Below are 21,971 nucleotides of genomic sequence, written 5' to 3' on the forward strand. Positions count from 1 at the left end.
CCGGTGGTGCAGGGCGTATGCCCGGTTCTCGAGACGCCGTTTTCGGCGGACGGATCAATCGATGAAAGTAGTTTCATCCGACTGGTTGACCATATGGTGAGGAGCGGGGTTCAGAGCGTCATGTTTCCCGGGTTCGCTTCGGAATTCCACAAACTGACGGACGAGGAGCGACTGCACCTCACCCGCATCCTGCTCCAACGTACGGCCGGCGTACCAGGGTTTACGACCGTGATTTCGATACCGGACCATGCAACCGCCATTGCCGTCGATCGGGCCCGAGAGGCAGTAGCGGGTGGGGCAGGGGCAATCAACGTGCTTCCGCCACACTTTCTGGGACCTTCGCGCCCGGCCGTGCACGCGCACCTGAGGAGTGTTATCGCGGCAGTGGCGCCGATTCCAGTCATCGTGCAGTTTGCTCCGGCGCAAACAGGAACGGCGCTGGATGCGAAGGCGCTTTCGGCGTTGGCAGAAGAGGCGCCGAACCTCGTCCAGGTGAAGGTGGAATCTACCCCACCCGGGACCCTTATCAGCGCGCTTGCAAGCTCTGATCCATCCCTGGGTTCTCTTGTCGGCTACGCAGGCGTGCAACTTCCGGACGCGCTGCGAAGGGGAGCGGACGGCGTGCAGCCGGGCTGCTCCTTTGTGGAGCTCTATCTGGATATCTGGCGGCTCTGGCATGATGGCCAACATTTGAAGGCCGAGGAGCTACATCGGAGATTGCTCCCTTATGTGTCCTATTGGATGCAGAGTGTTGAACTCATTATTGCTGCGGAAAAGGAAATATCAGTCCGGCGCGGCATGATCGACTCCGCCTTTTGCCGAGGGCCTGGGCATGGTCTGGATGCTTTCGAGCTAGCTATGATTAGCGATTTCATGAATGAGTTCGGAGATCGCCTGCGTGACGGTGTCAACACATCTTTCGGAAACAGATAGGCTCAATGGACCGGACAGAATCCGGGCCACCAGCCGGGGCAGAAAGAAGTGGTCAGATTGATTCGCATTACGGCGCGAGGTTTGCACGGGCAGCTACTAGAGTCCGTCGGACAGGCGATCGCCATCGGTGAACTCAGCGAAGACCAGCAAATTAGCCCCGAGACTATGGCTGAAGAGGCGAACGTATCCAGGACGGTTGTTCGGGAAGTGTTGAAGGTCCTCGAAGGCAAGGGCATGGTCGGCGCCAGGCCGCGCACGGGCACCCGGGTCCGGGCAGCGGATGAATGGGATTTGCTCGATCCGGACGTTATCAGGTGGCGGGCAGCGGGGCCGGACAAGGCAAAGCAGCTTGATGACCTGATGAAGATCCGAAGCGCGGTCGAGCCTCTGGCTGCGCGAGGTGCGTGCGAAAATGCAACGGCATCCAATATGACGGCGCTTAACCAGGCCTTGGATGCGATGCAGGCCGCTTCGGCCAACGACGATCCAGACGCCTTCACCGCAGCCGACGTACGGTTCCACCGTGAGTTGATCCGGTCCGGCGGTAACCTTATCCTTGCCCAGCTTGCCGCGCCCATAGAGGCGGTGCTGCGGGTTCGCCGCGAACTCGGCCTGACCCCCGATCGGATCACGGACGAGGCCCTCGACAATCATCGGGCTATCGTCCGAGCTATCTCCGATCGGGACGAGGCGGCTGCCGAGATCGCCTCTCGCAAAATTGTGGATGTCGCAGGCGCCGAAATTTGGGCTCGTCTGGAATCGGATGAGAAGGTGCCGCGGGCGCAAGCTTAAAGGCACGTGGAACGGGTGGGTGATCATTGGTCACCCACCCGTTCCCTGCGTACTAGCTATTTACCGTTCGAAAGATCACTCCACCGTCTCCACATCCCGGGATAGCCGGCCTTCACCTGTGAATCGTTTAGACCACAGGGCGACTCCTGCTGCCAGCATCATTGCCACTGCGATAATGACCAGCGGCACCTGGAATGATCCCGTTGCTTCTTTGACTGCGCCGATCATCGGTGGCACTGCCACGCCGGCAACGTTTGCGGTGGAGTTGATTAATGCGACGCCGGCAGCTGCCGCGATTCCGGTCATAAAGGCCGTAGCAGTGCCCCACATCGCAGGTACCGCCGACCAGGCGAGACCGGTGGATAGCGACAGCAGAGTAAAGCCCAGGATGGTCGGCCCCGCCATAACGCTTCCGATAAGCATCAAGCTTGCGAGTGCCATCGGCACGGCCATATGGAGATGCCTGCGGCCTCGTTTGTCGACACTATGCCCGACCGCAACCATCAGGATGACGGCGCAAACGTACGGGATCGCCGTAAGTAGCGTCGTCGTCAATGTGTCCGGGTTCCCGAAGGTGCCCTGGATTACCTGGGGCATCCATAAGGTCAAGCCGATGCTATTGAAGGAATACAGGAAGAAGAAGCCGGCCAGCAGCAGAACTCCGGGGTTGGACAGCGCGCCGCGGATAGTGAACTTCCGGAGCGAATCTGCAGCTGCCTGTTCGGCCGCCAGTGTGGCGGAGAGCCATTTGCGGTTCTCGGTCGGGAGCCAGTGCGCGTCCTTGGGCTTATCCGTGAAGTACTTAAGCACGACGAAGCCGAGGACAACGGCAGGGATTGCTTCTACGATGAACATCCATTTCCACCCTGCGAGGCCCAGCAGGCCGTCGGTGGTCTGCAGAATGAGTCCCGAGAGCGGTGCTCCGATGACGGTGGCCATGGCCGCCCCGACATAGAACCGACTCATGGCGCGACCGCGGTGGCGGTTGGGGAACCATTGGGCGAGGTAGAAAATGATGCCTGGGGTGAATCCGGCTTCTGCAGCGCCGAGGAGCAGGCGGACCGTGTTGAATGATGCCGGCCCGGTAACCAGCGACATGCATCCGGCAATGATGCCCCAGGTGATCATGATTCGGGCGATCCATACCCTTGCACCGAACCGGTGTAGAGCAAGGTTGCTCGGTATCTCAAAAATGATGTAGGTCACGAAGAACAGACCAGCGCCCACACCGTACGCTGCCGTGGTCAACCCGATGTCCGCGTTCATCGTCAACGCAGCGATCGACACATTTGATCGGTCGATATAGGCGATCAGGTAGCAAACGATGATGAGCGGCATCAATCGCCGGCTCACCCGTTTCATCGTGTCCCGTTCCAGCAGACTCGGGGAGGCTTGTCCGGTAGGTGTCTTGTTGGGCATGCATATCTCCTGGCGTCGTTGCCGCTAACGTATGGAACATCGTGCTACATACATATAATAGTATTATTAGTCTTAGTGCAGTGTGTCAAGGGTCACGGCCGGGTCTCACACTTGTGCAGCCGGTGGTTCGAGAAACAGAGGAGATCGTGCGATGCGTGACGCAAAAGAACTTCGGGTGTTCGTAGGCCCGGAACAGGTGCCCGTCCTTGAAGAGGCTGTGCTTGCAGGGGGAGCCGCGCTGAGCGGACTGCGGGAGGCGGACGCCATCATTTACTACGGCGACGACGACCCCGAGACTTTGCGCCAGATGATGCACGACGGAGTTCAGTGGGTCCAGTTGCCGCATGCCGGAATTGAACCGTGGACGGGAGCTGGACTTGTCAGGGAAGCCCCCGTCTTTACTTGCGCGGCCGGGATGTATGGCGAGGCGGTGGCTGAGCATGCGCTCGCGCTGATGCTTGCGGCCGCTCGGGGACTGGCCACGCATGCCATGGCGTCCGAGTGGCGAAGTGCGGTCTCCCACTCCTTTGCCGGCAGCACCGTGGCGATCATCGGCGCGGGCGGCATTGGCGCCGCGCTGGCCAGAATCATGGCGCCATTCAGTATCCAGGTGAATGTGGTGTCGGACCGTCCGGTCGATTTTCCGGTCGTGCGGCGAGTTCCGCGCACTGAGTACCGGAGCATTCTGCATGATGCCGACTATCTAGTCCTGGCGGCCCCGGCGACGCCGGAAACCGCGAAAATGATATCCACCCAGGAACTTCACCTGATGAAGAAGGATAGCTGGCTCATCAACGTGGCTCGCGGAGAGTTGGTTGATACCGGCGCGTTGGTCGACGCGCTGACCAAGGGGGATATCGGAGGCGCAGCGCTCGACGTCACCGATCCGGAACCGCTCCCGCAAGGGCATCCCCTGTGGGAACTGCCAAACGTACTCATTACCCCGCATTGCGCGAACACGCGCGAATCGTACTGGCGGGGGCTGGCCGAGCGGACCCGCAACAACGTCAGGCACATTGTCACTACCGGGGGGTTCGTCGGCCTTGAAGGACGCGTGGTGCCGAGTCGCGGGTACTGAAAGAAGGACGGCGGTCAGTGCTAGCTCAGGCCGTGCCCGGGAAATTGCTGCAGAAAATGCTTGACAGCAGATAGTCAGATAATAATACTATTGACTTGAGCCCGAATGGGGCCCAACGCACGTCCAGTGCGACAGTCACTTGGAGATTCAATGTCGATTCCTGCAAGTTTCTCGCGCAGATCCGCTCTTAAGCTCGGGGTTGCGACCGGATCTGTTTTCGCAGTTAGTTCATTGCTCGCGGCGTGTTCAGATCCTTCCGAGGGTGGAGGTTCCGCCGCAAATACCGATTCCTGGACCAAAGCCAACATGGACTGGAAGCAGCAAGCTGGTGCAACCCTGGTGTTCGGCGCCTCCACGCATCAATGGATCACAGCGCTCCAGCCGCATCTGCCCACTTTTGAGTCTTTGACCGGAATCAAAGTACGGCTTGACGTGGCGGGCGAGGAACAGTTCAACACGAAGCTTCCTGTCGATCTCAACTCCGGCAGTCCGACACCGGATATCTTCATGGTTCCTTCCTACGGGCAGGCTGTCGGCGCGAAGTGGCTGGAGCCACTCGACGACTTCCTCTCCAACACGAAGCTGACTGACGAGAAGTGGTTCGACGACACTGAGATCTTCCAGTCTGCGCGTGACTTCGTGACCTGGAAGGACGGGACGCGGTACGGCATGCCGATAACCGCGGAGGTTCAGACGACCATTTACCGCAGCGACTTGCTCAAGTCGGCTCCGAAAACGTTCGACGAATTGGAGACTGTGGTTGCGAGGCTCAAGTCGGAAGGAAAGGTGGACGCGGGGATAGCGCTGCGGGGCAAACCCACGGCCGGTGCCATAGCTTGGCCCGCCGCCGGTTATGTCTTCTCCTATGGCGGTTACCTGATCGACCCGGACGGCAAAGCCGCGCTGGATAGCCCGGAGACTGTCGCGGCCGTGCAGCGCTACGCCGATGTGCTCAAAGCCGGCGGCCCAGCCGGAGTCTCCAGCTGGGACTGGCTTGAGATCAACACCGCGATGCAGCAAGGCCGCGCGGGAATGATGCAGGACTCGACGAATGCGATTCCTGATCTTCGCAATCCGGACAAGTCGACGATCGCCGACAAGTTCGCAGTCGGCGCCTTTCCTTCGCAGGACGGTCGTAGCAGCCCAAACCTGTGGCACTGGATTGTCGGGCTTAACTCAAAGGGGAAGAACAAGGACGCCGCGTGGCTGTTCCTTCAATGGGCAACCAGCAAGCCGACATCGATCCTGCTTTCCACGAATGGCGCGACACCTCCGCGAACGAGCGCCTGGGAGAATCCCTCATTTGCCGAAGGTTTCGGAAAGGAAGCGGCCGAAACCGTCCTCGGGCAATTGAAGGCGGTGGACTCGAAGCCTATGGTTGCAGCCTGGATGCACCCGAAATGGCCACAGGTTGGTGATGCGTTCGCACGCGCCGCGAATACAGCGGTGACGTCCGGCACATCTGCCAAGGACGCTCTTGCGGACGCCCAAAAGGCCGCTGCGCAGGCGCTGGGGTAGCTCGATGATTTCTGATGTCGGAGACATCGCGCGTCGTCGAACGCAGCCTCCGCGAATCCGTAGCCAGGAGACCAGCCGAACCCGCGTTCGTCGAGCGATGCTCGCGCCCCTGGTCATCTTGCTCCTGCTCTTGACAATTTACCCGACGGTGTACGCCGTCGTTGCAAGCTTGTTCTCCACCAGACAGGGAACCCCGGCCTTTGTGGGCCTGGGCAACTACATAGAGAAGTTTGGGGATCCAGTCTTCCAGCAGTCGATCGCGATAACGCTGGTCTTCACGATTGCCGCAGTTGGCCTCGAGCTCGTGCTTGGCCTTGCAGTTGCGCTCGTCCTGTTCGACATGCGTGGTGAGCACCGTTTGATCAGGGCGCTGCTTCTTCTCCCGATGGCGGCGACTCCCGTTGCCGTGCTCTTCGGCTGGAAAGTCATCCTGGACCCAAGCCTTGGCGTGCTCAACTGGATGATCGGAGATGTCCTCGGATTGGCCAGGCCCGACTGGCTGGGCACGCCGGGGATGGCGCTCGGCACCCTGATTGGCGTTGACGTGTGGCAGTGGACCCCCTTCGTGATGATCATCCTTTTTGGCGGACTCACCGCCGTCAGCGGAGAGGTAGTGGAGGCGGCCCTCATCGACGGGGCCGGCTGGTGGACTCGCCTTCGATACGTCATCCTCCCGGCACTGCAGCCATACCTCATGGTTGCCGTTCTTTTCAGAGGAGTTGACGCTCTCAAGACCTTCGACAGCATTCAGGTCCTGACGGGTGGAGGGCCAGGGAGCTCGACCACGACGATCAACGTTTACGCCTTCAAGCAAGGTATCCAATTCCTTGATTTTGGATCCGGGAGTGCCGCGGCGATCATCTTGCTAATCGTGGCGATGGCATTCGGTAAATTGGCCAGTCGCTTTATGGCGAAAGAGGCATACGCATGAGTCAGAATCCTGCTGCTCGATTCATCAGCCCCGGCGGCCGCGCCATCCGGTGGACCTTCATCGGTGTCGTACTGATCTGGAGCCTGTTTCCGATCTACTGGATCATTCAGCTGAGCCTGAAGCGACCGGTCGATAGCCAGAGCGTTCCGCCCGTATGGTTCTTTCAACCCACCTTCGACGCGTTTCGGGACGCCTTCCTTCAAGTGCCGCTGTATACCCAGCTACGCAATAGCCTCACGGTAGCTGTCGCCGCGACCGTCATCGCGCTCGCCGTGGGGGTGTGCGCGGCCTATGCGCTCACCAAACTGCGGGAAAAACGCAGCAAGGATCTTGAGTTCTGGATACTCTCTACTCGAATGGCTCCGCCGATTGCAGTCGCCATCCCGTTCTACCTCACGTTCCGTCAGATAGGCATGCTCGATACGATTCCAGCCCTCGTCGCCGTTCACGTTCTTCTTGTTATCGGTATGGTGACCTGGATTTTGATCGAGACATTTCACGGCCTGCCGATCGAACTTCTTGAGGCGGCGAAAGTAGACGGTTGTACCGATTGGACTGCCTTCCGTCGCGTCATGCTTCCGCTTGCGCGTTCCGGCATGGTCGGTGCCGGCGTGATCTCGTTCCTCTTCTCTTGGAATGAGTTCTTCTTTGCGCTCATTCTCACGAGCCTCAACGCCAGAACAGGTCCAGTTGGGGTGTTCAACTTCATCGGGTTCCAGGCAATCAACCTCAATGCGCTTGCGGCAGCCTCAACCCTCCTGCTCATCCCAGCGTTCATCGTGGTCTTCGTTTTCCAGAAACACCTCGTGCGCGGAATGACAATGGGCGCGGTCAAGGGCTAGCTCAAACGTGCAGTACGTAGACCCAATGTCGAATTCGCAAACAGAACGATAACGAGGAGATTCCAATGAAGAATTCGCGGTCGACGATGGCCGAGGTTAAGCCATTCGCGGGATCTAATCGCGGACGTGGTCTGAGTGCTTGACTCTACGGGGCCATGGAATGGGCGAACAGTCGTCGTGACTGGAGCGACCAAAGGAATCGGTCGCGCGACCGCTCTCCTGTTTGGAAGTAGAGGTGCGCACGTCGTCGTGCACGGCCGTGATCCGGCATCGGCCGAGAGAGTCGTCCGTGAGATCGCGGACGCCGGAGGTCGTGCGTCGATCGTCCTGGCAGATCTGCGCGAGGCAGAGGCGTGCGAACGGCTGATGGCGGACGTACTGGCAACGACGGAGCGAGTTGACGTGCTGGTCAACAACGCCGGGGCGAACGTCTTCAAGGGCACTATGAATGCCACGATTGCGGACTGGAACAACTGTCTGGACTTGGACTTGCGAGCAGTGTGGCTGTGCTCGCGGGAGGCTGCGCGGGGCATGCGCCCCGGCTCGTCGATTGTCAACGTATCTTCCAACCACGCGACATCGACGCTTGAGGGCGTATTTCCCTACAACGTCGCGAAGGCCGGCGTGAATGCTCTCACCCAGTCCCTTGCAATCGAACTCGCGGATCGCCAGATTCGAGTAAATACGGTCGCTCCGGGCTATATCGACACGCCGATCAATGACAAGTACTTCGGGACTTTCGCTGATCCGGAAGGCGAGCGGGTGAACGTCGAACGGCTCCACCTCTCTGGTCGGCTTGGCAGGCCGGAAGAGATAGCCCAGGCCATCGAGTTCCTTGCCGACAGCGGCCGGTCAGGCTTCACCACCGGAACTGTGATGTCTATTGACGGCGGCCGCTCCACGCTGCTTCAAGACGACTTTCACTTGAAGGCGACTAACCAGAGGAGAACATGATGACTACCTTCAGCGTATCGACGCTGACCGCAGCCAATGGCGATTTCGAGGTCAGGGAACAGCCGATTCCGGAAACGCCAGCTGACGGAATGCTGGTCCGAGTCGAATACGCAGGCGTGTGCGCGACCGACCTGCACATCGCTCTCGGTCACATTCCGGACTACGACTATCCTTCAACACTCGGGCATGAGGTATGCGGGATCGTCGAGGAGGTTGGGCCGGAATTCGGGCGCGATGTGCGTGGGGTGCCACTGAAGGCGGGGGACCGGGTAGCGGTGATGCCAGCGACCCCGTGCGGACGTTGTGCCCCATGCAAAGCTGGAGGGCGATTTCCGAACTGCGAGAGCTGGGACGTGATCGGGTTCTCGAACCCGGACGAGCGGCCAGCCGGCGGCGGATGGGGTCAATACGTTTTATGTAACAGCCGGGCACGGGTTTTCGTGAGCGAAGCCCCCGCAGAGAATGTCGTACTCGCTGAGCCTGCCGCAACTCCCGTTGAAGGATTGATGCGGGCTGGCTTCCGGTTCGGAGATTCGGTGCTTGTCCAGGGCACGGGCACTGTCGGACTGCTCGCAATTGCGGCAGCAGCACTTGGCGGCGCGAGCACGATTTCGGCAATAGGCGGCCCCGCACGACGGTTGGAGATCGCCCGCGAACTTGGAGCGCGGACCACGGTCGACATCGGAACGCTCCGGGATCCGGACGAACGCAGGAATGCTGTGCTGGCTGGATCGCCGAACGAGAAGGGGTACGACCTCGTGGTGGAATGCGCCGGAGTGCCATCGACGGTACCGGAGGGCTTTGGTTATCTTGCGCGCGGCGGTTGTTTTATAGAACTCGGACACTTTTCGGATGTCGGAACGGTCGAAATCAACCCGTATCAGCACATTCTGTCTCGTGATGCGCGGATGGTCTCTTCGTCGGGCTATACACCCGATTCGTTCGGACGCGCGCTCGGCCTGGTTGAGAAGCTTGGCGAAAAAGCACGCCACCTGATAACGCATCGTTTACCGCTGGAGCGCGCACACGACGCGATCAACGCCTTGAGGCCGGCCAATCGATGGCAGCTCGATGGAGTTGAGGTAGGCAAGGTCGTGATTGACCCATGGCTGGAGACATAAGAGCGGGCCTGCGAACTTGAGGCGGGAACTGAAAGTTTCCGGCGGACTTCAGGGGCTGTACGACTCGATCATGATGTCAATCCCCGGTCGAGGCCGAGCGTTACCGGGCCTCGACCGCCATCGTGCCCTCCAGCGTCGCCTCTTCGAGGCTGCGCGGCCCGGCTGCATCGCCGACCAGCGCCCCGACCGGGAACTGACCGGCCAGCTCCGTCTCCGGCACCCGGCCATGTGCCGCCACAATGGATCGGATATCGCCGGGCAGCGCACGCGATCTGCCGGAGAAGACGTTGCGCAGCACCAACTGTCCGCCTTCGGTCGCCAACTCCAGGTGGGGGAGCAGCGTGACATTCTCCTGGTCCAGCCGACCCAGGTATCCGTTGCGCTGGTACTGATGGATGAATTCCGTCGGAGCCGGCCCCGCATAGGCGTAATAGACGTGCTGTCCCGCTGCCGCCAGTACCTCGGTTGCATCGAGGCCGCTGGGATCGCCGCCCCAGTCCGCAACCAGTACCGGTCCCGGGAGTTCGGCTACGTCCGGCGTGGCGAGCAGCTGCCAGGAGTCCAACATCGGCATCGACTGGTCCGCGGCGGCCCGCCATACCTCCTCATCCTGATATGGACGTGCGCCGGTAGCCACGGTGACCCGATCGAACCCTTCCAGTTCGGCAGCCGTCACCTCGGTTTCCAGTCGCAGATCGACGTTGAACTCCGCTAGCTCGCGATCGGCCCAGCCCTTCCAGCGTGCCCAGGTTTCCCGATGGTCCGGAGCGCCTCCCGCCACGCGCAGCTGACCGCCGATCTCTGACTCCCGCTCAAACAGGGTCACGGACGCGCCCCGCCGGGCGGCCTGCACCGCCGCCGCCACACCCGCTGGACCGGCCCCGACCACGGCGATCGTGCCGCGCGGCGAGTCGACCGCGGCAACGCTGCCCTGCGAAACCGCCACGCCGGCAGGACCTGCCCCGACCACGGCAACGCTTTCCACCGAAACGGAAGGAACGCTCTCTGGCGGCTGGCTTCTGGTCAGCTCCCGTCCGGTGCTGATGTTCGTGGCGCAGGCGATCGGCGTTCCGGCGTGGTAATGCCCAATGCAGACATTGCAGCCGATACACGGGATGGGCGCCGCACCGGCAGAAGCCTTCCGCACCAGGTGCGGATCGGCGATGTGTGCGCGGGTCATCCCGACCAGGTCCAAAAGTCCGTCCGACACCGCGGAATCGGCCTGCGCGAGTTCCAGGAATCGGGTGGTGCCGAGAAGGCGTACCCGGTCGGGGACGACCCCCCGCAGTCCCGCAAGGCTGCCGACGATGCCGTCAGGAGCGGTGAGCGGAGGCGGCGCAATGAACGATGACCCGACGTAGGTCGCGGAATCACCGAGCACGAAGGACACGAAGTCGATTGGCGTCTCCTCAGCGAGTAAGCCGGCGATCTCTATGCAGGCGTTCCGGTCGAGGGCATCCGGGCTGATCTCGTCGATCGCCAGTCGGACCCCGAGCGCCTTGTCCGGCCCCAGGCCCTCACGGGTGGCGTTAAGCACGTCCATCACGAACCGGAGCCGGTTACGAAGACTGCCGCCGTAGTCGTCCGTCCGGTGATTACTGCGCTTGGCGAAAAATTGAGCCGGCAGATAGGCATGCGATGCCGAGACCTCGGCGCCGTCCAGTCCGGCCTGTGCAACGTGCGAGGCAGCTTGCCGATATCCGGTCACCAGCTCGAAGATCTCGGTACCGGTCAGCGCCCGCGGCTCCACATGGAACCTGGCCGAGGGCACCGCGCTGGGCGCCACCGCCGGCTGCTTCGGCGCTGTGGCAATCTGTTCGCGGCCGCCATGGAACAGCTGCACGAAGAGCTTCGCGCCCTCCCTGTGCACGGCATCGGCGATTTCCGACATCGGCCGAATCGACTCCGGAAGGTAGGCGCCAATGGTGTGCGGCGTCAGCAGGCCGCTCGGATGCGTAGCCGAGGCCTCCATGAAGATCGCCCCAATGCCGCCGCGCGCACGTTCGCGGTGGTAAGCGAGCAGGTCCTCGGTCGGCAGATGATCGTGCACGAGCCCGGTCTGGTGCGCCGAGCTGAAGATCCGGTTGCGAACCGAGACATTACCGATCGCAATCGGGCTCAGCGCGTCCGGATAGTTTGTGCGTGCGGTATGCATTGGGTTTCCACTTCTCGAGTATTGGGCTCAGGGTTGGTTTTGCAACCAGTTACGGCATCGCCCCGGCGATAAAGTCTGCATGCGGAATGGCATAAAGCACGACGAGCACCCCGGTGCACAGTACGAGCACGACGGCGGTCGCCGTCGTAACCCGCCTGGTGATCAGCAGATCGGACCGGCTTTTCTCGGCTGCGGGTGTCGGCAGGATTTTGGCCAGGAACTCGACGCCGACGCTCGGTGCCTTCTGACCGATATTGCCCACCAGTACCCCGGCAACGCTGGCCAGGAGGCCCAGGATCACCGGGTTGGCGATGGTTGGCAGCTCCACTCCCGCAAACTCAACCAGACCGTTGAGGATGCCGACCACGAGGAATCCGGAGATCATTCCGGCCGCGGCGCCGCGGGTCGTCATCCGGGTGCCCTTGATGCACCACACGGCCACCGGTCCCCAGGCCGCGGCGAAGAGCGTCGCCGCGAAATACCCAATTGTCATGACGGCTGGCGGCGCGATGAACGTTATGCCCAGCACCGCAAGTCCGGCGATCAGCATCACGATTCGCGAGGTGCGCAGCGTGGTCGCGTCGTCCGCCGTGACGCTGGAACGCCGGCTGATCCAGGGCATGATGTCATTCGCCACGCTGAAGCCGATCAGGGACAGGAAGGACGCTGCGGAGGAAAGTCCCGCCGCGGCGATTCCGGTGACGATGATGACCCCGACCACCGGCGGCAGAATGTTCTCAGCAGCCCAGATGAACGCGATCTCTGACGGCTCGATGTTGGGGTTGAAGATGTTGATCGAGAATCCGCCGAAGGTGAGGAACAGGTAGATCACCGCGAGCGAGGCAGTGGCGACCAGGCCGCTCCTCAGCGCAACGTGCTCATTCCTGGCCATCAGATACCTGCTGGACTGCCACGGGCTGACCGCGACAACCGTCGCCCAGACGACCCCGAGGGTGATGGCGTAGATCAGAGTGTCTGCCGGGGTTCCCATGTAGCTGGTCTCGCCGGTAAGGCCATGCCAGCTCAAAGCGTCGGGCTTGCTGCCGATTGCTGACATCTTATGCATGGCTTCCACGGGTCCGCCTGCGGCGGCAATGACGCCGCCCAGGCCCAGAACGGCGGCCAAGGCGAAGATCAGGAACATCAGTGTGTCGTTGACCAGGACACCACGCGAGCCTGACATTAGGGTGAACAGCGTGTAGGCAGCCCAGACGATCAACAGCACGAGCCAGTACGGCAGGTCGATCAGTTGGGTCAGCACCAAGGCCAATCCCTGCGTCACCGCAACCAGGTAAAGTCCGACGCCGACCACAACCATGACACCTGCCAGGGCCTGTAGTCCGGTGGAGTTGAACCGCTTACCGAAGAATTCCGGCACTGTCAGTGCCTCGGACCGGCGCAGGTAGCGGCCGAAGGCGAGCACCCCGATCACGTAGCCGGAGATGTTGATCGCGGTCAGGATCAGCATCACCACCGGGTAGCCGTCGTAAGAGAAGCCGAGCTCACCCATGAATGACACCGTGGAAAGGAACGAAGCCACGAGGGTTCCAGCGATCAGAAAGGTGGGCGCCGAACGGCCGGCAACGTAGTAGTCAGCCTTGTTCTTGACGGTCCTGCCGACGATGGCGCCAATCACGAGGTAGAGCGCGAAGCTACCGATAATCGCGGCGGCGAACACTACTTGTCGCCTTTGTAATCGCGCCGGATGACGATCCAGCAGCCGATGATGAAGAGCAGCGGAAATGTTCCGTAGTACAGAGCAAAGAGCAGAGGGGCGGTCACCGGGACTCCTTCCGGCCAGCGTCGTTGCCGGCACGAATTAACAATATGACGATATTGGCAATTCGTCCCGAGTGTGTCAAGTGTCACTTCGACATTGACGGCGGGGAGCCTAGTGGGAAGGCAGACCCAGCAGGATGCGCGTCATCGAGTACAGCTGGTCGTCCCGCCAGGTGGAGTCGGTGCCGACGCTTCCAGAGGCGACTGCCACGTCGAGTCCGTCGACGAAAGCGACCAACTGCTCGGCCACGGTGCGGGCGCCGCCGACCGGTCTGAACTCGCCAGAGGATGTCCCTTCGGCAATCACCTCGGCCAGCAGGTCAGTCCACGCCGTGTTGATCGCCTGGGCGGACTCTCGTGGGCTGGCTTCCCGGGTGGCGTGCGACAGCAGGTCGATCCAGACCACCACCCGGTCGTTGATGTCCTCGAGGGATTGGGCGCGGCGGCACAACCGGATCAGCTTGTCCCAGGGAGCGGCATCCTCGGCGGCAATACTCCGCAGCTTGGAAACGACGTCCAGCAGGTACCGCCTGCTTGCCTCGTCCATCAGGTTGTCGCGAGAGCCGAAGTGGTGCTGGATCATGCCAACCGACACGTCCGCGGCCTCGGCGACATCGCGCATCCGGATCGTCGACGAACTCTGCTGAACTGTCAGCCGGATCACGGCGTCCAGGATCTGCTGTTTCTGGTGGCCGTCACCCTTTGGCCTACCGCGCTGCGCCACTGCGCACCCTCCCCGGCCGGGACGCCGGCTTGTATGCCGACACGGAAGGTTCCTCAGGGAGCCAGAAGCGCCATGGGAAGGCCGTGCCGTCTCCGCCGGGACCGCTGACACCGACCCGCGGGCCGGTCAGATGGGGCAACGACAGCTCGCCCGACGGCAGCAGCACTTCCCAGCCGGAGCCGAAGAGATCGTCGCCGTCATTGCCAAGATCGACGTCGAAGCTCTGCGCGATACACGCAGGGCCACGGGCCAATTCATGGTCGAGTAGCGGATTCTTGCGCGGCTTCGCCTCGCGTCTCTTGCGGGCTAGCTCGGCTCCGCGAATCACCTCACCTGCACGAATCAGGCAACCGTATGGCTGACCCGCCGTGCCTGCGACCAGGTTCACGGCATGATGGAGGCCGTAGGTGAAGTAGCAGTAGACGTGCCCGGGCTCACCGAACATCGTCTTGTTGCGTTCCGTCCGGCCGCGGTAGGAGTGCGCCCCCGGATCGCGTTCGCCGGCATACGCCTCCACTTCGGTGATCCGGATGCCGACCGTTCCCGCGCCGTCGCTGTGTTGCAACACGCACCCCAGCAGTTCCGGAGCGACATCGGTCACTTCGCGCGCGAAGAATTCCCGGCGTGCGGGCATGTATCCATCGAAGCCAGTCACGGACCCAAGCCTAGCCACCACGGAGTTTCGACTCTGTCACGGCACCGCGGAGGAATGCCACGAGTGACCGGCAGCCCGCCGCCACTTGCCCCAGCCGCCGTAGGTGTACTTATCGGCAAGCCCAATCGCCGGGCGCGAGGCTTGCTTCCTTGGACGCGGTGACATTGAATCGCAGTATGCTCATCCGTTCCGACGTCGAGGCCGCTTACGCGCGGATCGACCCGTACATCCGCACCACGCCAACGGTGTCAACTGAGACCGGCAGCTTCGGCAGCCGGGCGCAGGTCTCTCTGGTATGCGAGTTCATGCAGCACAGCGGATCGTTCAAGGCCAGGGGAGCGATGAACCGCCTGCTGAGCGCGCGGGAGACCGGGGAACTCGGCCAGACCGGTGCCATTGCGGCCTCCGGCGGCAATGCGGGCCTCGGCGTGGCGTACGCCGCCGGCCAGCTCGGCCTGCCAGCCACTATCTATCTGCCGGAAACCGCCCCGCTGGTGAAGGTGAAGCGGCTGCTGGGCCTGGGAGCCACGGTTCGGCAGGTCGGAGCCGAGTATGCCGAGGCGTACGATGCGGCGAGGCTCGAGGAGGAACGTACCGGCGCGATCTTCGTGCACGCCTACGATCAGCCTGAGGTCTGCGCCGGTCAGGGCACCATCGGACTTCAGCTTGAATCGCAGCTGGAAGCCGTCGACACGGTACTCGTCTCTGTCGGTGGGGGCGGCCTGCTCGGTGGCATCTGCGCCGCGCTCAATTCCCGGGTGGCAATCGTCGGCGTAGAACCGGAGAACATACCCACCTGGCACAGCGCCCGAATCGCCGGCGGGCCAGTCGATGTCGGCGTGTCCGGCGTGGCTGTCGATTCTCTCGGTGCCCGCCGAATGGGCGAGATCGGCTATGCGGCCGCGGTAGACGCCACCGCGGCCAGCGTTCTGGTCAGTGACGAGGCCATAGTCGAGGCACGTCAGGTCCTCTGGGACACTTACCGAATCGTCGTCGAACTCGGCACGGCCGCAGCACTTGCGGCCCTGACATCCGGCGCGTACCAACCCGAGGACGGCGAACGGGTCGCCGTCATTCTTTGCGGGGCGAACACGATAACGAGCGGACTGAGCTGATGTGGACGTTTCGACGGAAGAATTCGCAGACACCGGACGGCGCAAAGCCCGTCGCGCAGACGACCGACGCGCAGCGGCCTGGCGGGAACCTTAGCCGCGTCACCAGCCGTTACCCGGTTGTGCCAGGCGGTGAAGAACCCTCGCCCTTCGAAGATCGTCAGGTCTTTACCTACGACACGGACGACGGGCAGCCTTTCGTTGTGCCTGCTCTGCGGCTAGCCGCGGCATGGGCATGGCGGCTGCTCGCAGTGGCGGCGGCGGTCGCGCTGCTGTTCTATGGGCTGAGCTATGTCGCCACCATCGTCATCCCGTTGCTAGTGGCGTTGTTGATGAGTGCCCTGCTTGCCCCATGGGTGAACTGGATGCACCGAAAAGGGGTCCCGCGGGCGCTCGCGACCACAATTGCCTTCCTGAGTTTTCTGGTGATCGTCGCTGGCCTGTTCACGCTGGTCGGGCAGCAGCTAGCCGTCCAGTCGGACGATCTGGTGGCGCAATCCGTTGCCGGGTACGAATCGGTCGTGGCCTGGCTCCAGTCCGGCCCGTTCGGGTTCAGCACCGGGCAGATTGCCGATGCCGTCGACCAGGCGGTCAGCCAGGCCGTCTCCGCGTTACAGGAAAATTCCAGCCAGATACTCGGCGGCGCCCTCGCCGTCACCGGTACCGCCGGCCACTTCATCGCCGGTTCGCTTATCGCTCTTTTCGCTACTTTCTTCTTCCTCAAGGACGGACGGAAGATCTCAGAATGGCTGATCCGGCTGCTGCCGGACAGGGCCCGCCGACGGACGGCGAGCGCGAGCGCCCGAGGCTGGATTACGCTCGTGCAGTACGTGCGGGTGCAGGTCCTCGTGGCTTTTGTCGATGCCGTGGGTATCTCGATCGGTGCGGCGATCCTTGGGCTACCGCTGGTCGTCCCACTGGGAATTCTGGTATTCCTGGCATCCTTCGTCCCGGTTATCGGTGCGGTGGCGTCCGGTCTTGTTGTCGTGCTTGTCGCGCTGGTCAGCCAGGGCTGGGTAGCAGCGCTGATCATGCTCGCCGTCGTGGTGGGCGTCCAGCAGCTCGAAAACCACGTCCTTCAGCCCTTTGTGATGGGAAAAGCAGTCTCCGTACATCCGCTCGGCGTCATTCTGGCGGTCGCAACCGGTACAGTTGTGGCTGGAGTTCCCGGAGCGCTATTTGCTGTGCCGTTCGTTGCAACGCTTAACAGTGTGGTCCTGGATTTAGTCGGCAGTGCGGGTACCCGCACTGCGGATCGCAAGCCTGATGCGACGCCACAACGCGTCGGATCAGACCCGTCGCCGAACGAAGATACTGGAGAAAGCAGCCCTGATGACGACCTCCCACCAGGCAGTTGAAGAGCGCCAACGTCCGATCCGCGAACGTCACGTCAGCGATTACGCCGAACTCATGAAGCAGGTAACAGCGCTCGGCCTGCTGAAGCGCTCATACGGTTTCTACTGGTCGATGATCATTGGAACAGTGCTGGTTTACACCGGACTGTGGGTCGCCGTCGTTTTGCTCGGCGATACCTGGTACCAGCTGATCGTTGCCGCGCTGATGGGCGTCGTCCTCACCCAGTTCGGATTCCTCGGGCATGAGGCAGCCCACCGGCAGATCTTCCAGTCGCACCGATGGAACGAATGGACCGGTCGCCTGCTGTCCGGTCTCGCTGCCGGGCTGAGCTACGGCTGGTGGATGAACAAGCACAACCGGCACCACCAGGCGCCAAACCAGATGGGTAAGGATCCGGACATCGTCTCCGATGTGCTCGCCTTTACCCCGGCGGACGCCGAGAAGCGCAAGGGCATTGGCGAAGCGTTCGCCAAGCGGCAGGGTTACTGGTTCTTCCCGTTGCTCTTTCTCGAGGGAATCAACCTGCACGTACAGAGCGTGAAAACGGCGTTCGGCAAGCGGCCGATCAAACTTCGGTGGGTCGAGATCACGTTTCTGATCGTCCGCCTGGGGGGCTACGTCGCGGTACTGTTCATCCTGCTGAGTCCGGGAATCGCCGCTGCATTCCTTGGTGTGCAGGTTGGCGTGTTCGGATTCCTGCTCGGCGCTGCGTTTGCACCCAACCACAAGGGGATGCCGATCGTGCCGAAGAACGCCAAGGTGGACTTCCTGCGCCGCCAGGTGCTGATGTCGCGCAATATCAAGGGCGGATCATTCGTAGACCTCGCGATGGGCGGTCTTAACTATCAGATCGAGCATCATCTGTTCCCCAGCATGCCGCGACCGAACCTGCGCCACGCCCAGAAGGTGGTTCGCGACTACTGCGAGACTCACGGCGTTGCCTACACGGAGACCACGCTGCTCAAGTCCTACGGGATCGTCGTCCGGTATCTCAATGCGGTCGGCCTGAAAGCCCGGGGGCCCTTCGACTGCCCCCTGGTGCAGGAATACCGCGCCTAGCGGTCGCCACCGGCGCCTAGCGGTCGCCACCGGCGCCTAGCGGTCGCCACCGGCGCCTAGCGGTCGCCACCGGCGCCTAGCGGTCGCCACCGGCGCCTAGCGGTCGCCACCGGCGCCAAACGCTAGAACACTATCTTCCCTGGGTTCAGGTTCCGCTTAGGATCAACCGATTCGAACAGGCCGCGTAACATGTCCGCTCCCGCCGGGGAAAGGTCTTGTTCGATCCACGGTGCATGCTCGCGCCCTACGGCGTGGTGGTGGGAGAGGGTGCCGCCATTGTCGATGAATGCCTGCTGGATGGCGGTTTTCACTACCTCGTACCGACCGATCGGATCGTTGTCGTCGTGCCGGAACGCGAAAGTGAAGTACAGGCAGGCACCCGAGTGCTCGGAGTGCGAGAGGTGGCACATTATCCAGCCCCTGACGCCGATTTCCCGGTAGGCGGCGTTTGCCGCGGCAACGGTGCCGGCATAGAGATCCCGCAGCCTTGACCACGGAGCGGCTGTCTCGGAGACGTCTGCTGCCGCGCCGCGATCGAGCAGGAAGTCGCGGATGTACGGCGTGTCGAACTTCTTCTGGTCGTAGAGCGTGCCGGGGCCTTTTCCGAGCAGGATTCCGCCGTGCTTGCGCACAATCTGGCGCACGAGGTTCTTCTCATAGCCGACATGCCGTTTGCTGCCCTCGTAACCGATGAACGACAGGCAGAGCTTTTCCAGGTCCCACCCTTTGCGTTCGAGGACCTTCATCAGGGCAGCGCTCACCGCGCCGGAGACTTTCTTGCCCTTCTTCCGGGTCGCGAAGGAGAATCCGGTCTCCCGGGCATCCGATACCCGGGTCACCGATGGGGACGCGTCACTGCTGGCGATCTCCTCCATCGCGGCAAGGCCCGCCTGCCAGTCCGGAAACAGGTAGCCGAGCACCTGACGCTCGGTGGGCAGCCGATGGATCTGCACGGTCACTTCGGTGATGACGCCGAGCCTGCCTTCGCTGCCCAGGATCATTTCCCGGACACTTGGGCCGGTCGAGGTGCCGGGTAGCGGCCGGATGACGAGCGTGCGGCGCGGCACGACGACCCTCAGGCCCCGGGTGATCTCGGCGATGTCGCCATACTTGTCCGATTGCATGCCCGAGGACCGGGTGGCGACCCAGCCACCCAGCGTGCTGTGCGTGAAGCTGTCGGGGAAGTGGCCCATCGTCCAGCCACGATCGCCCAGCTGCTCTTCAAGGTCGGGGCCAAGAGTTCCGGCCTGCACCCGGGCCAGCCCGGACTGCTCGTCGACTTCCAGGACCCGGTTCATCCGGCCAAGATCAAGTGAGATTATCGGGCGGGTTTCCTCGGGGAGTGGCTCCAGACTGCCCGAGATATTGGTGCCGCCGCCAAAAGGAATCAGCACGGCGTCCTGATCGACAGCGAGATCGACAATCTGCTGTACCTCAGCCTCGGTGCCCGGGTAGACAACGACATCGGGAACGCGTGCGATGCTGCCGTCGCGCAACCGGAGCAAGTCCCGGATGCTCTTGCCGTAGGTATGGGTGACGCGTTCCAGCCGTTCGGTCGTGACGTGAGCATCCCCGACCAGCTCGGTGAGCCGCGCAAGTTGTGCCGCCGAAATCAGCGAGTCGGGAAGCCGGAGCCGGTCAAGATCGGGTGCGTCGATGTCTGCTGGTTCTACTTCCAGGTCGAGGTCGACGGCTTCTTTGACGAAAGGGGCGAAGTTGGGCTTGTTGTGGTACTCGAATTGGACGCCCTCGACGCCCCAGCCCCACCATTTCATGTGTTTGACCGTGGTCATGCTCCCTCTTCTCTAATGCGTTAACTCTGCCAAGCCGGCGATGACTGTCTAGGCGGATAATCCGTCCGGCCACGCGTCGTCTTGCTGGTGTGACTGTGAGGCGCTGTCGAATAGCGCGCGGACCGTATCCTTCAGGCGCCCGGCGAAGGCTGCGGCGGACTCGCCGGCGCGCGGATGCATCGGCGCGCCGAACACCACCGTGACCGGCTGCCGTCCGCGGACCGGCCAGCGCGAGCCTCGTGGCATCGCCAGATCGGCGTCAACCAGGGCAACCGGGACACAGGGGATGCGAAGGTTGATGCTCAACGCCGCAGCGCCGGGCTGGAATTCGGTGACCTGCCGACCGGATGCCCGGGAACCTTCCGGGAACAGCAGGATCGGAACTCTCACCTTCAACAAGCCGCTGGCAACGCCGCGCCGTGATGATGTTTCGGACCGCTCGACCGGGAAAGCATTGAAGAAGAGTGTGGTGAACAACTTGAGCCACCACTTGTGAAAGAAGTAGTCCGCAGCCGCACCTGTCGCGAGGTAGCGCGCGAACCGGCGGGGGAGGGCACCCATCACGAGCGGCGCATCGAGGTGGCTGGAATGGTTGGCGACCGCGATAAATGGCGGCGTCAACGAGCGGAGATTATCCCTGCCGCGGACCTCAACCCTGGCCAGCGACCAAACCAAGGGCTTGAGCAGCAAACGCTGCGCGACGAAACGGGCACAAGCCAACGAGGGAGATCGGTAGCGTCGGAAGCGTTGCATCTATCTCAAACGGCCTCTCGTTGTCGCGACGGCTGGCAAGAACCTATCAGGAAGCATCCTATGGACTCGATCTGCCTGCGGAACCTGGACTCGATCTGCCTGCGGAAAGTCTCGCCGAAACCGCCCGAATGACGCTGCGTGGCAGGTGCCGTGCCGCCCAGTTGAGCAGCGTGAACCGCTTGGACGGCACCGATATCACTTTTCCGCGGGCTGAATCCTTCAGGCACTGCTCGACCACGTCATCTGCGTCCAGCCACAGTTGTGACGGGATCTTGGCAGCATTGATGCCGGCACTTTCGTGGAAGTTGGTGCGGACCCAGCCCGGGCACAGCGCGGTCACCGTGACGCCGGTTCCTGCCAACTCGACGGCCAGGCCTTCCGAATACGTAGTCACCCAGGACTTCACGGCAGAGTAGGCGCCCATAGCGATCGCGCCGGAGACGCTGGACACGTTGATGATGGTGCCCCGGCCGCGTTGCCGCATTTCCCTGCCGGCGGTGCCGCCGAGAATCAGCACGGCGCGGCACATGACGTCGAGACCCCGTTCGATCGTCGCGGTGTCCGGATCGAGCAGCCGGGTGCGGATGCCGAAGCCCGCATTGTTGACCAAGACGTCGACCGGACGCGCAGGATCGGTGAGCCGTTCGGCGAGCCTGAGCGTCTCGGCCCGGTCTGCCAGATCGACGGCGAGGGTTTCGACGTTGATGTTCCAGCTGGTGCGCAATTCTGCGGCGACAGCCTCGAGCCGGTCACTGTTGCGGGCCACCAGAACCAGGTTGACGCCGCGCTTTGCGAATGCCCGGGCGAAGGCCGCTCCGATTCCCGAATGCCCGCCCGTGACCATTGCCGTCGCCATGGAGTTCATCGTAGACGCTGACTCTGCCGATGTGACCTGGGCCTCACAAATCTGGGGGTGGTCGGACTGGCGTTTGCCCTCGGTCGATAGAGTTTGGCCAGAAGTAGTGCGCCGTCAACCAGAACGCTCATTGCGTGTGAT

At 62.3% G+C, this 21,971-nt stretch carries 19 protein-coding genes; 11 read left to right on the top strand and 8 right to left on the bottom strand.

Annotation, left to right across the window (positions count from 1 at the left end):
- Positions 1-3 precede the first annotated feature (3 nt).
- Together LWF01_RS07180 and LWF01_RS07185 are read left to right on the top strand one after the other, a co-directional pair.
- Positions 4-933, top strand: coding sequence for a dihydrodipicolinate synthase family protein (locus LWF01_RS07180; protein WP_349640351.1), 930 nt, complete (start codon positions 4-6; stop codon positions 931-933).
- Positions 934-981: 48 nt separating this feature from the next.
- Positions 982-1,725: a FadR/GntR family transcriptional regulator gene (locus LWF01_RS07185; RefSeq protein WP_349640352.1), complete on the top strand. Its 744-nt coding sequence runs from the start codon at positions 982-984 to the stop codon at positions 1,723-1,725.
- A 75-nt stretch (positions 1,726-1,800) separates the two neighbouring features.
- Here LWF01_RS07185 and LWF01_RS07190 read toward each other — a convergent pair whose 3' ends face one another.
- Complete coding sequence (locus LWF01_RS07190) at positions 1,801-3,144, bottom strand: MFS transporter (RefSeq protein ID WP_349640353.1); 1,344 nt, start codon at positions 3,142-3,144, stop codon at positions 1,801-1,803.
- A 151-nt stretch (positions 3,145-3,295) separates the two neighbouring features.
- Between LWF01_RS07190 and LWF01_RS07195 the strand changes: the two genes are divergently transcribed.
- The 6 genes from LWF01_RS07195 to LWF01_RS07220 all read left to right on the top strand — a co-directional run bounded on the left by LWF01_RS07195 (position 3,296) and on the right by LWF01_RS07220 (position 9,588).
- Positions 3,296-4,222, top strand: a complete 927-nt coding sequence (locus LWF01_RS07195; RefSeq protein WP_349640354.1) for an NAD(P)-dependent oxidoreductase — start codon at positions 3,296-3,298, stop codon at positions 4,220-4,222.
- A 150-nt stretch (positions 4,223-4,372) separates the two neighbouring features.
- On the top strand, positions 4,373-5,740 hold the full coding sequence (locus LWF01_RS07200; protein ID WP_349640355.1) for an ABC transporter substrate-binding protein: 1,368 nt from the start codon (positions 4,373-4,375) through the stop codon (positions 5,738-5,740).
- Between the two features lie 4 nt (positions 5,741-5,744).
- Positions 5,745-6,671: a carbohydrate ABC transporter permease gene (locus LWF01_RS07205; protein WP_349640356.1), complete on the top strand. Its 927-nt coding sequence runs from the start codon at positions 5,745-5,747 to the stop codon at positions 6,669-6,671.
- The gene (locus LWF01_RS07210) at positions 6,668-7,513 is read left to right on the top strand and encodes a carbohydrate ABC transporter permease (protein ID WP_349640357.1); all 846 of its coding nucleotides are present in this window, start codon (positions 6,668-6,670) and stop codon (positions 7,511-7,513) included. Before LWF01_RS07205 ends, LWF01_RS07210 begins: the two co-directional genes overlap by 4 nt.
- A gap of 177 nt (positions 7,514-7,690) precedes the next feature.
- Positions 7,691-8,467: an SDR family NAD(P)-dependent oxidoreductase gene (locus LWF01_RS07215; RefSeq protein WP_349640358.1), complete on the top strand. Its 777-nt coding sequence runs from the start codon at positions 7,691-7,693 to the stop codon at positions 8,465-8,467.
- Complete coding sequence (locus tag LWF01_RS07220; protein ID WP_349640359.1) at positions 8,467-9,588, top strand: zinc-dependent alcohol dehydrogenase; 1,122 nt, start codon at positions 8,467-8,469, stop codon at positions 9,586-9,588. Before LWF01_RS07215 ends, LWF01_RS07220 begins: the two co-directional genes overlap by 1 nt.
- A 100-nt stretch (positions 9,589-9,688) precedes the next feature.
- On the opposite strand, the gene LWF01_RS07225 is transcribed toward LWF01_RS07220, so the two are convergent.
- The 4 genes from LWF01_RS07225 to LWF01_RS07240 form a co-directional block, all read right to left on the bottom strand.
- A complete protein-coding gene (locus LWF01_RS07225) occupies positions 9,689-11,743 on the bottom strand; it encodes an FAD-dependent oxidoreductase (protein ID WP_349640360.1) in 2,055 nt (684 codons plus the stop codon).
- A 49-nt stretch (positions 11,744-11,792) separates the two neighbouring features.
- The gene (locus LWF01_RS07230) at positions 11,793-13,421 is read right to left on the bottom strand and encodes a sodium:solute symporter family protein (protein WP_349640361.1); all 1,629 of its coding nucleotides are present in this window, start codon (positions 13,419-13,421) and stop codon (positions 11,793-11,795) included.
- Between the two features lie 213 nt (positions 13,422-13,634).
- Positions 13,635-14,246, bottom strand: coding sequence for a TetR/AcrR family transcriptional regulator (locus LWF01_RS07235; RefSeq protein WP_349640362.1), 612 nt, complete (start codon positions 14,244-14,246; stop codon positions 13,635-13,637).
- A complete protein-coding gene (locus LWF01_RS07240) occupies positions 14,230-14,901 on the bottom strand; it encodes a DNA-3-methyladenine glycosylase (protein ID WP_349640363.1) in 672 nt (223 codons plus the stop codon). Before LWF01_RS07240 ends, LWF01_RS07235 begins: the two co-directional genes overlap by 17 nt.
- A 176-nt stretch (positions 14,902-15,077) precedes the next feature.
- On the opposite strand from LWF01_RS07240, the gene LWF01_RS07245 reads away from it, so the two are divergent.
- From LWF01_RS07245 to LWF01_RS07255, 3 genes are read left to right on the top strand one after another with little or no spacing between them, the layout of a single operon-like run.
- On the top strand, positions 15,078-16,016 hold the full coding sequence (locus LWF01_RS07245; protein WP_349640364.1) for a threonine/serine dehydratase: 939 nt from the start codon (positions 15,078-15,080) through the stop codon (positions 16,014-16,016).
- The gene (locus LWF01_RS07250; RefSeq protein WP_349640365.1) at positions 16,016-17,371 is read left to right on the top strand and encodes an AI-2E family transporter; all 1,356 of its coding nucleotides are present in this window, start codon (positions 16,016-16,018) and stop codon (positions 17,369-17,371) included. The genes LWF01_RS07245 and LWF01_RS07250 overlap by 1 nt, the downstream gene beginning before the upstream one ends.
- Positions 17,346-18,428, top strand: coding sequence for a fatty acid desaturase family protein (locus tag LWF01_RS07255; protein ID WP_349640366.1), 1,083 nt, complete (start codon positions 17,346-17,348; stop codon positions 18,426-18,428). The genes LWF01_RS07250 and LWF01_RS07255 overlap by 26 nt, the downstream gene beginning before the upstream one ends.
- A 122-nt stretch (positions 18,429-18,550) precedes the next feature.
- Here LWF01_RS07255 and LWF01_RS07260 read toward each other — a convergent pair whose 3' ends face one another.
- The 3 genes from LWF01_RS07260 to LWF01_RS07270 form a co-directional block, all read right to left on the bottom strand.
- The gene (locus LWF01_RS07260) at positions 18,551-20,221 is read right to left on the bottom strand and encodes an FAD-binding oxidoreductase (protein ID WP_349640367.1); all 1,671 of its coding nucleotides are present in this window, start codon (positions 20,219-20,221) and stop codon (positions 18,551-18,553) included.
- 48 nt (positions 20,222-20,269) lie between these two features.
- A complete protein-coding gene (locus LWF01_RS07265; RefSeq protein ID WP_349640368.1) occupies positions 20,270-20,842 on the bottom strand; it encodes a lysophospholipid acyltransferase family protein in 573 nt (190 codons plus the stop codon).
- A 190-nt stretch (positions 20,843-21,032) separates the two neighbouring features.
- The gene (locus LWF01_RS07270; RefSeq protein WP_349640369.1) at positions 21,033-21,830 is read right to left on the bottom strand and encodes an SDR family NAD(P)-dependent oxidoreductase; all 798 of its coding nucleotides are present in this window, start codon (positions 21,828-21,830) and stop codon (positions 21,033-21,035) included.
- Between the last annotated feature and the right edge of the window lie 141 nt (positions 21,831-21,971).

This window comes from Saxibacter everestensis (genome assembly GCF_025787225.1).
Classification (GTDB): Bacteria; Actinomycetota; Actinomycetes; order Actinomycetales; family Brevibacteriaceae; genus Saxibacter; species Saxibacter everestensis.

Bases quoted from the DNA above. Each gene is read 5' to 3' on its own strand.
- LWF01_RS07190 (WP_349640353.1), bottom strand. From the start codon at position 3,144: ATGCCCAACAAGACACCTACCGGACAAGCCTCCCCGAGTCTGCTGGAA.
- LWF01_RS07210 (WP_349640357.1), top strand. From the start codon at position 6,668: ATGAGTCAGAATCCTGCTGCTCGATTCATCAGCCCCGGCGGCCGCGCC.
- LWF01_RS07255 (WP_349640366.1), top strand. From the start codon at position 17,346: ATGACGACCTCCCACCAGGCAGTTGAAGAGCGCCAACGTCCGATCCGC.
- LWF01_RS07200 (WP_349640355.1), top strand. From the start codon at position 4,373: ATGTCGATTCCTGCAAGTTTCTCGCGCAGATCCGCTCTTAAGCTCGGG.
- LWF01_RS07260 (WP_349640367.1), bottom strand. From the start codon at position 20,221: ATGACCACGGTCAAACACATGAAATGGTGGGGCTGGGGCGTCGAGGGC.
- LWF01_RS07220 (WP_349640359.1), top strand. From the start codon at position 8,467: ATGACTACCTTCAGCGTATCGACGCTGACCGCAGCCAATGGCGATTTC.
- LWF01_RS07250 (WP_349640365.1), top strand. From the start codon at position 16,016: ATGTGGACGTTTCGACGGAAGAATTCGCAGACACCGGACGGCGCAAAG.
- LWF01_RS07205 (WP_349640356.1), top strand. From the start codon at position 5,745: ATGATTTCTGATGTCGGAGACATCGCGCGTCGTCGAACGCAGCCTCCG.
- LWF01_RS07270 (WP_349640369.1), bottom strand. From the start codon at position 21,830: ATGGCGACGGCAATGGTCACGGGCGGGCATTCGGGAATCGGAGCGGCC.
- LWF01_RS07245 (WP_349640364.1), top strand. From the start codon at position 15,078: ATGCTCATCCGTTCCGACGTCGAGGCCGCTTACGCGCGGATCGACCCG.
- LWF01_RS07195 (WP_349640354.1), top strand. From the start codon at position 3,296: ATGCGTGACGCAAAAGAACTTCGGGTGTTCGTAGGCCCGGAACAGGTG.
- LWF01_RS07225 (WP_349640360.1), bottom strand. From the start codon at position 11,743: ATGCATACCGCACGCACAAACTATCCGGACGCGCTGAGCCCGATTGCG.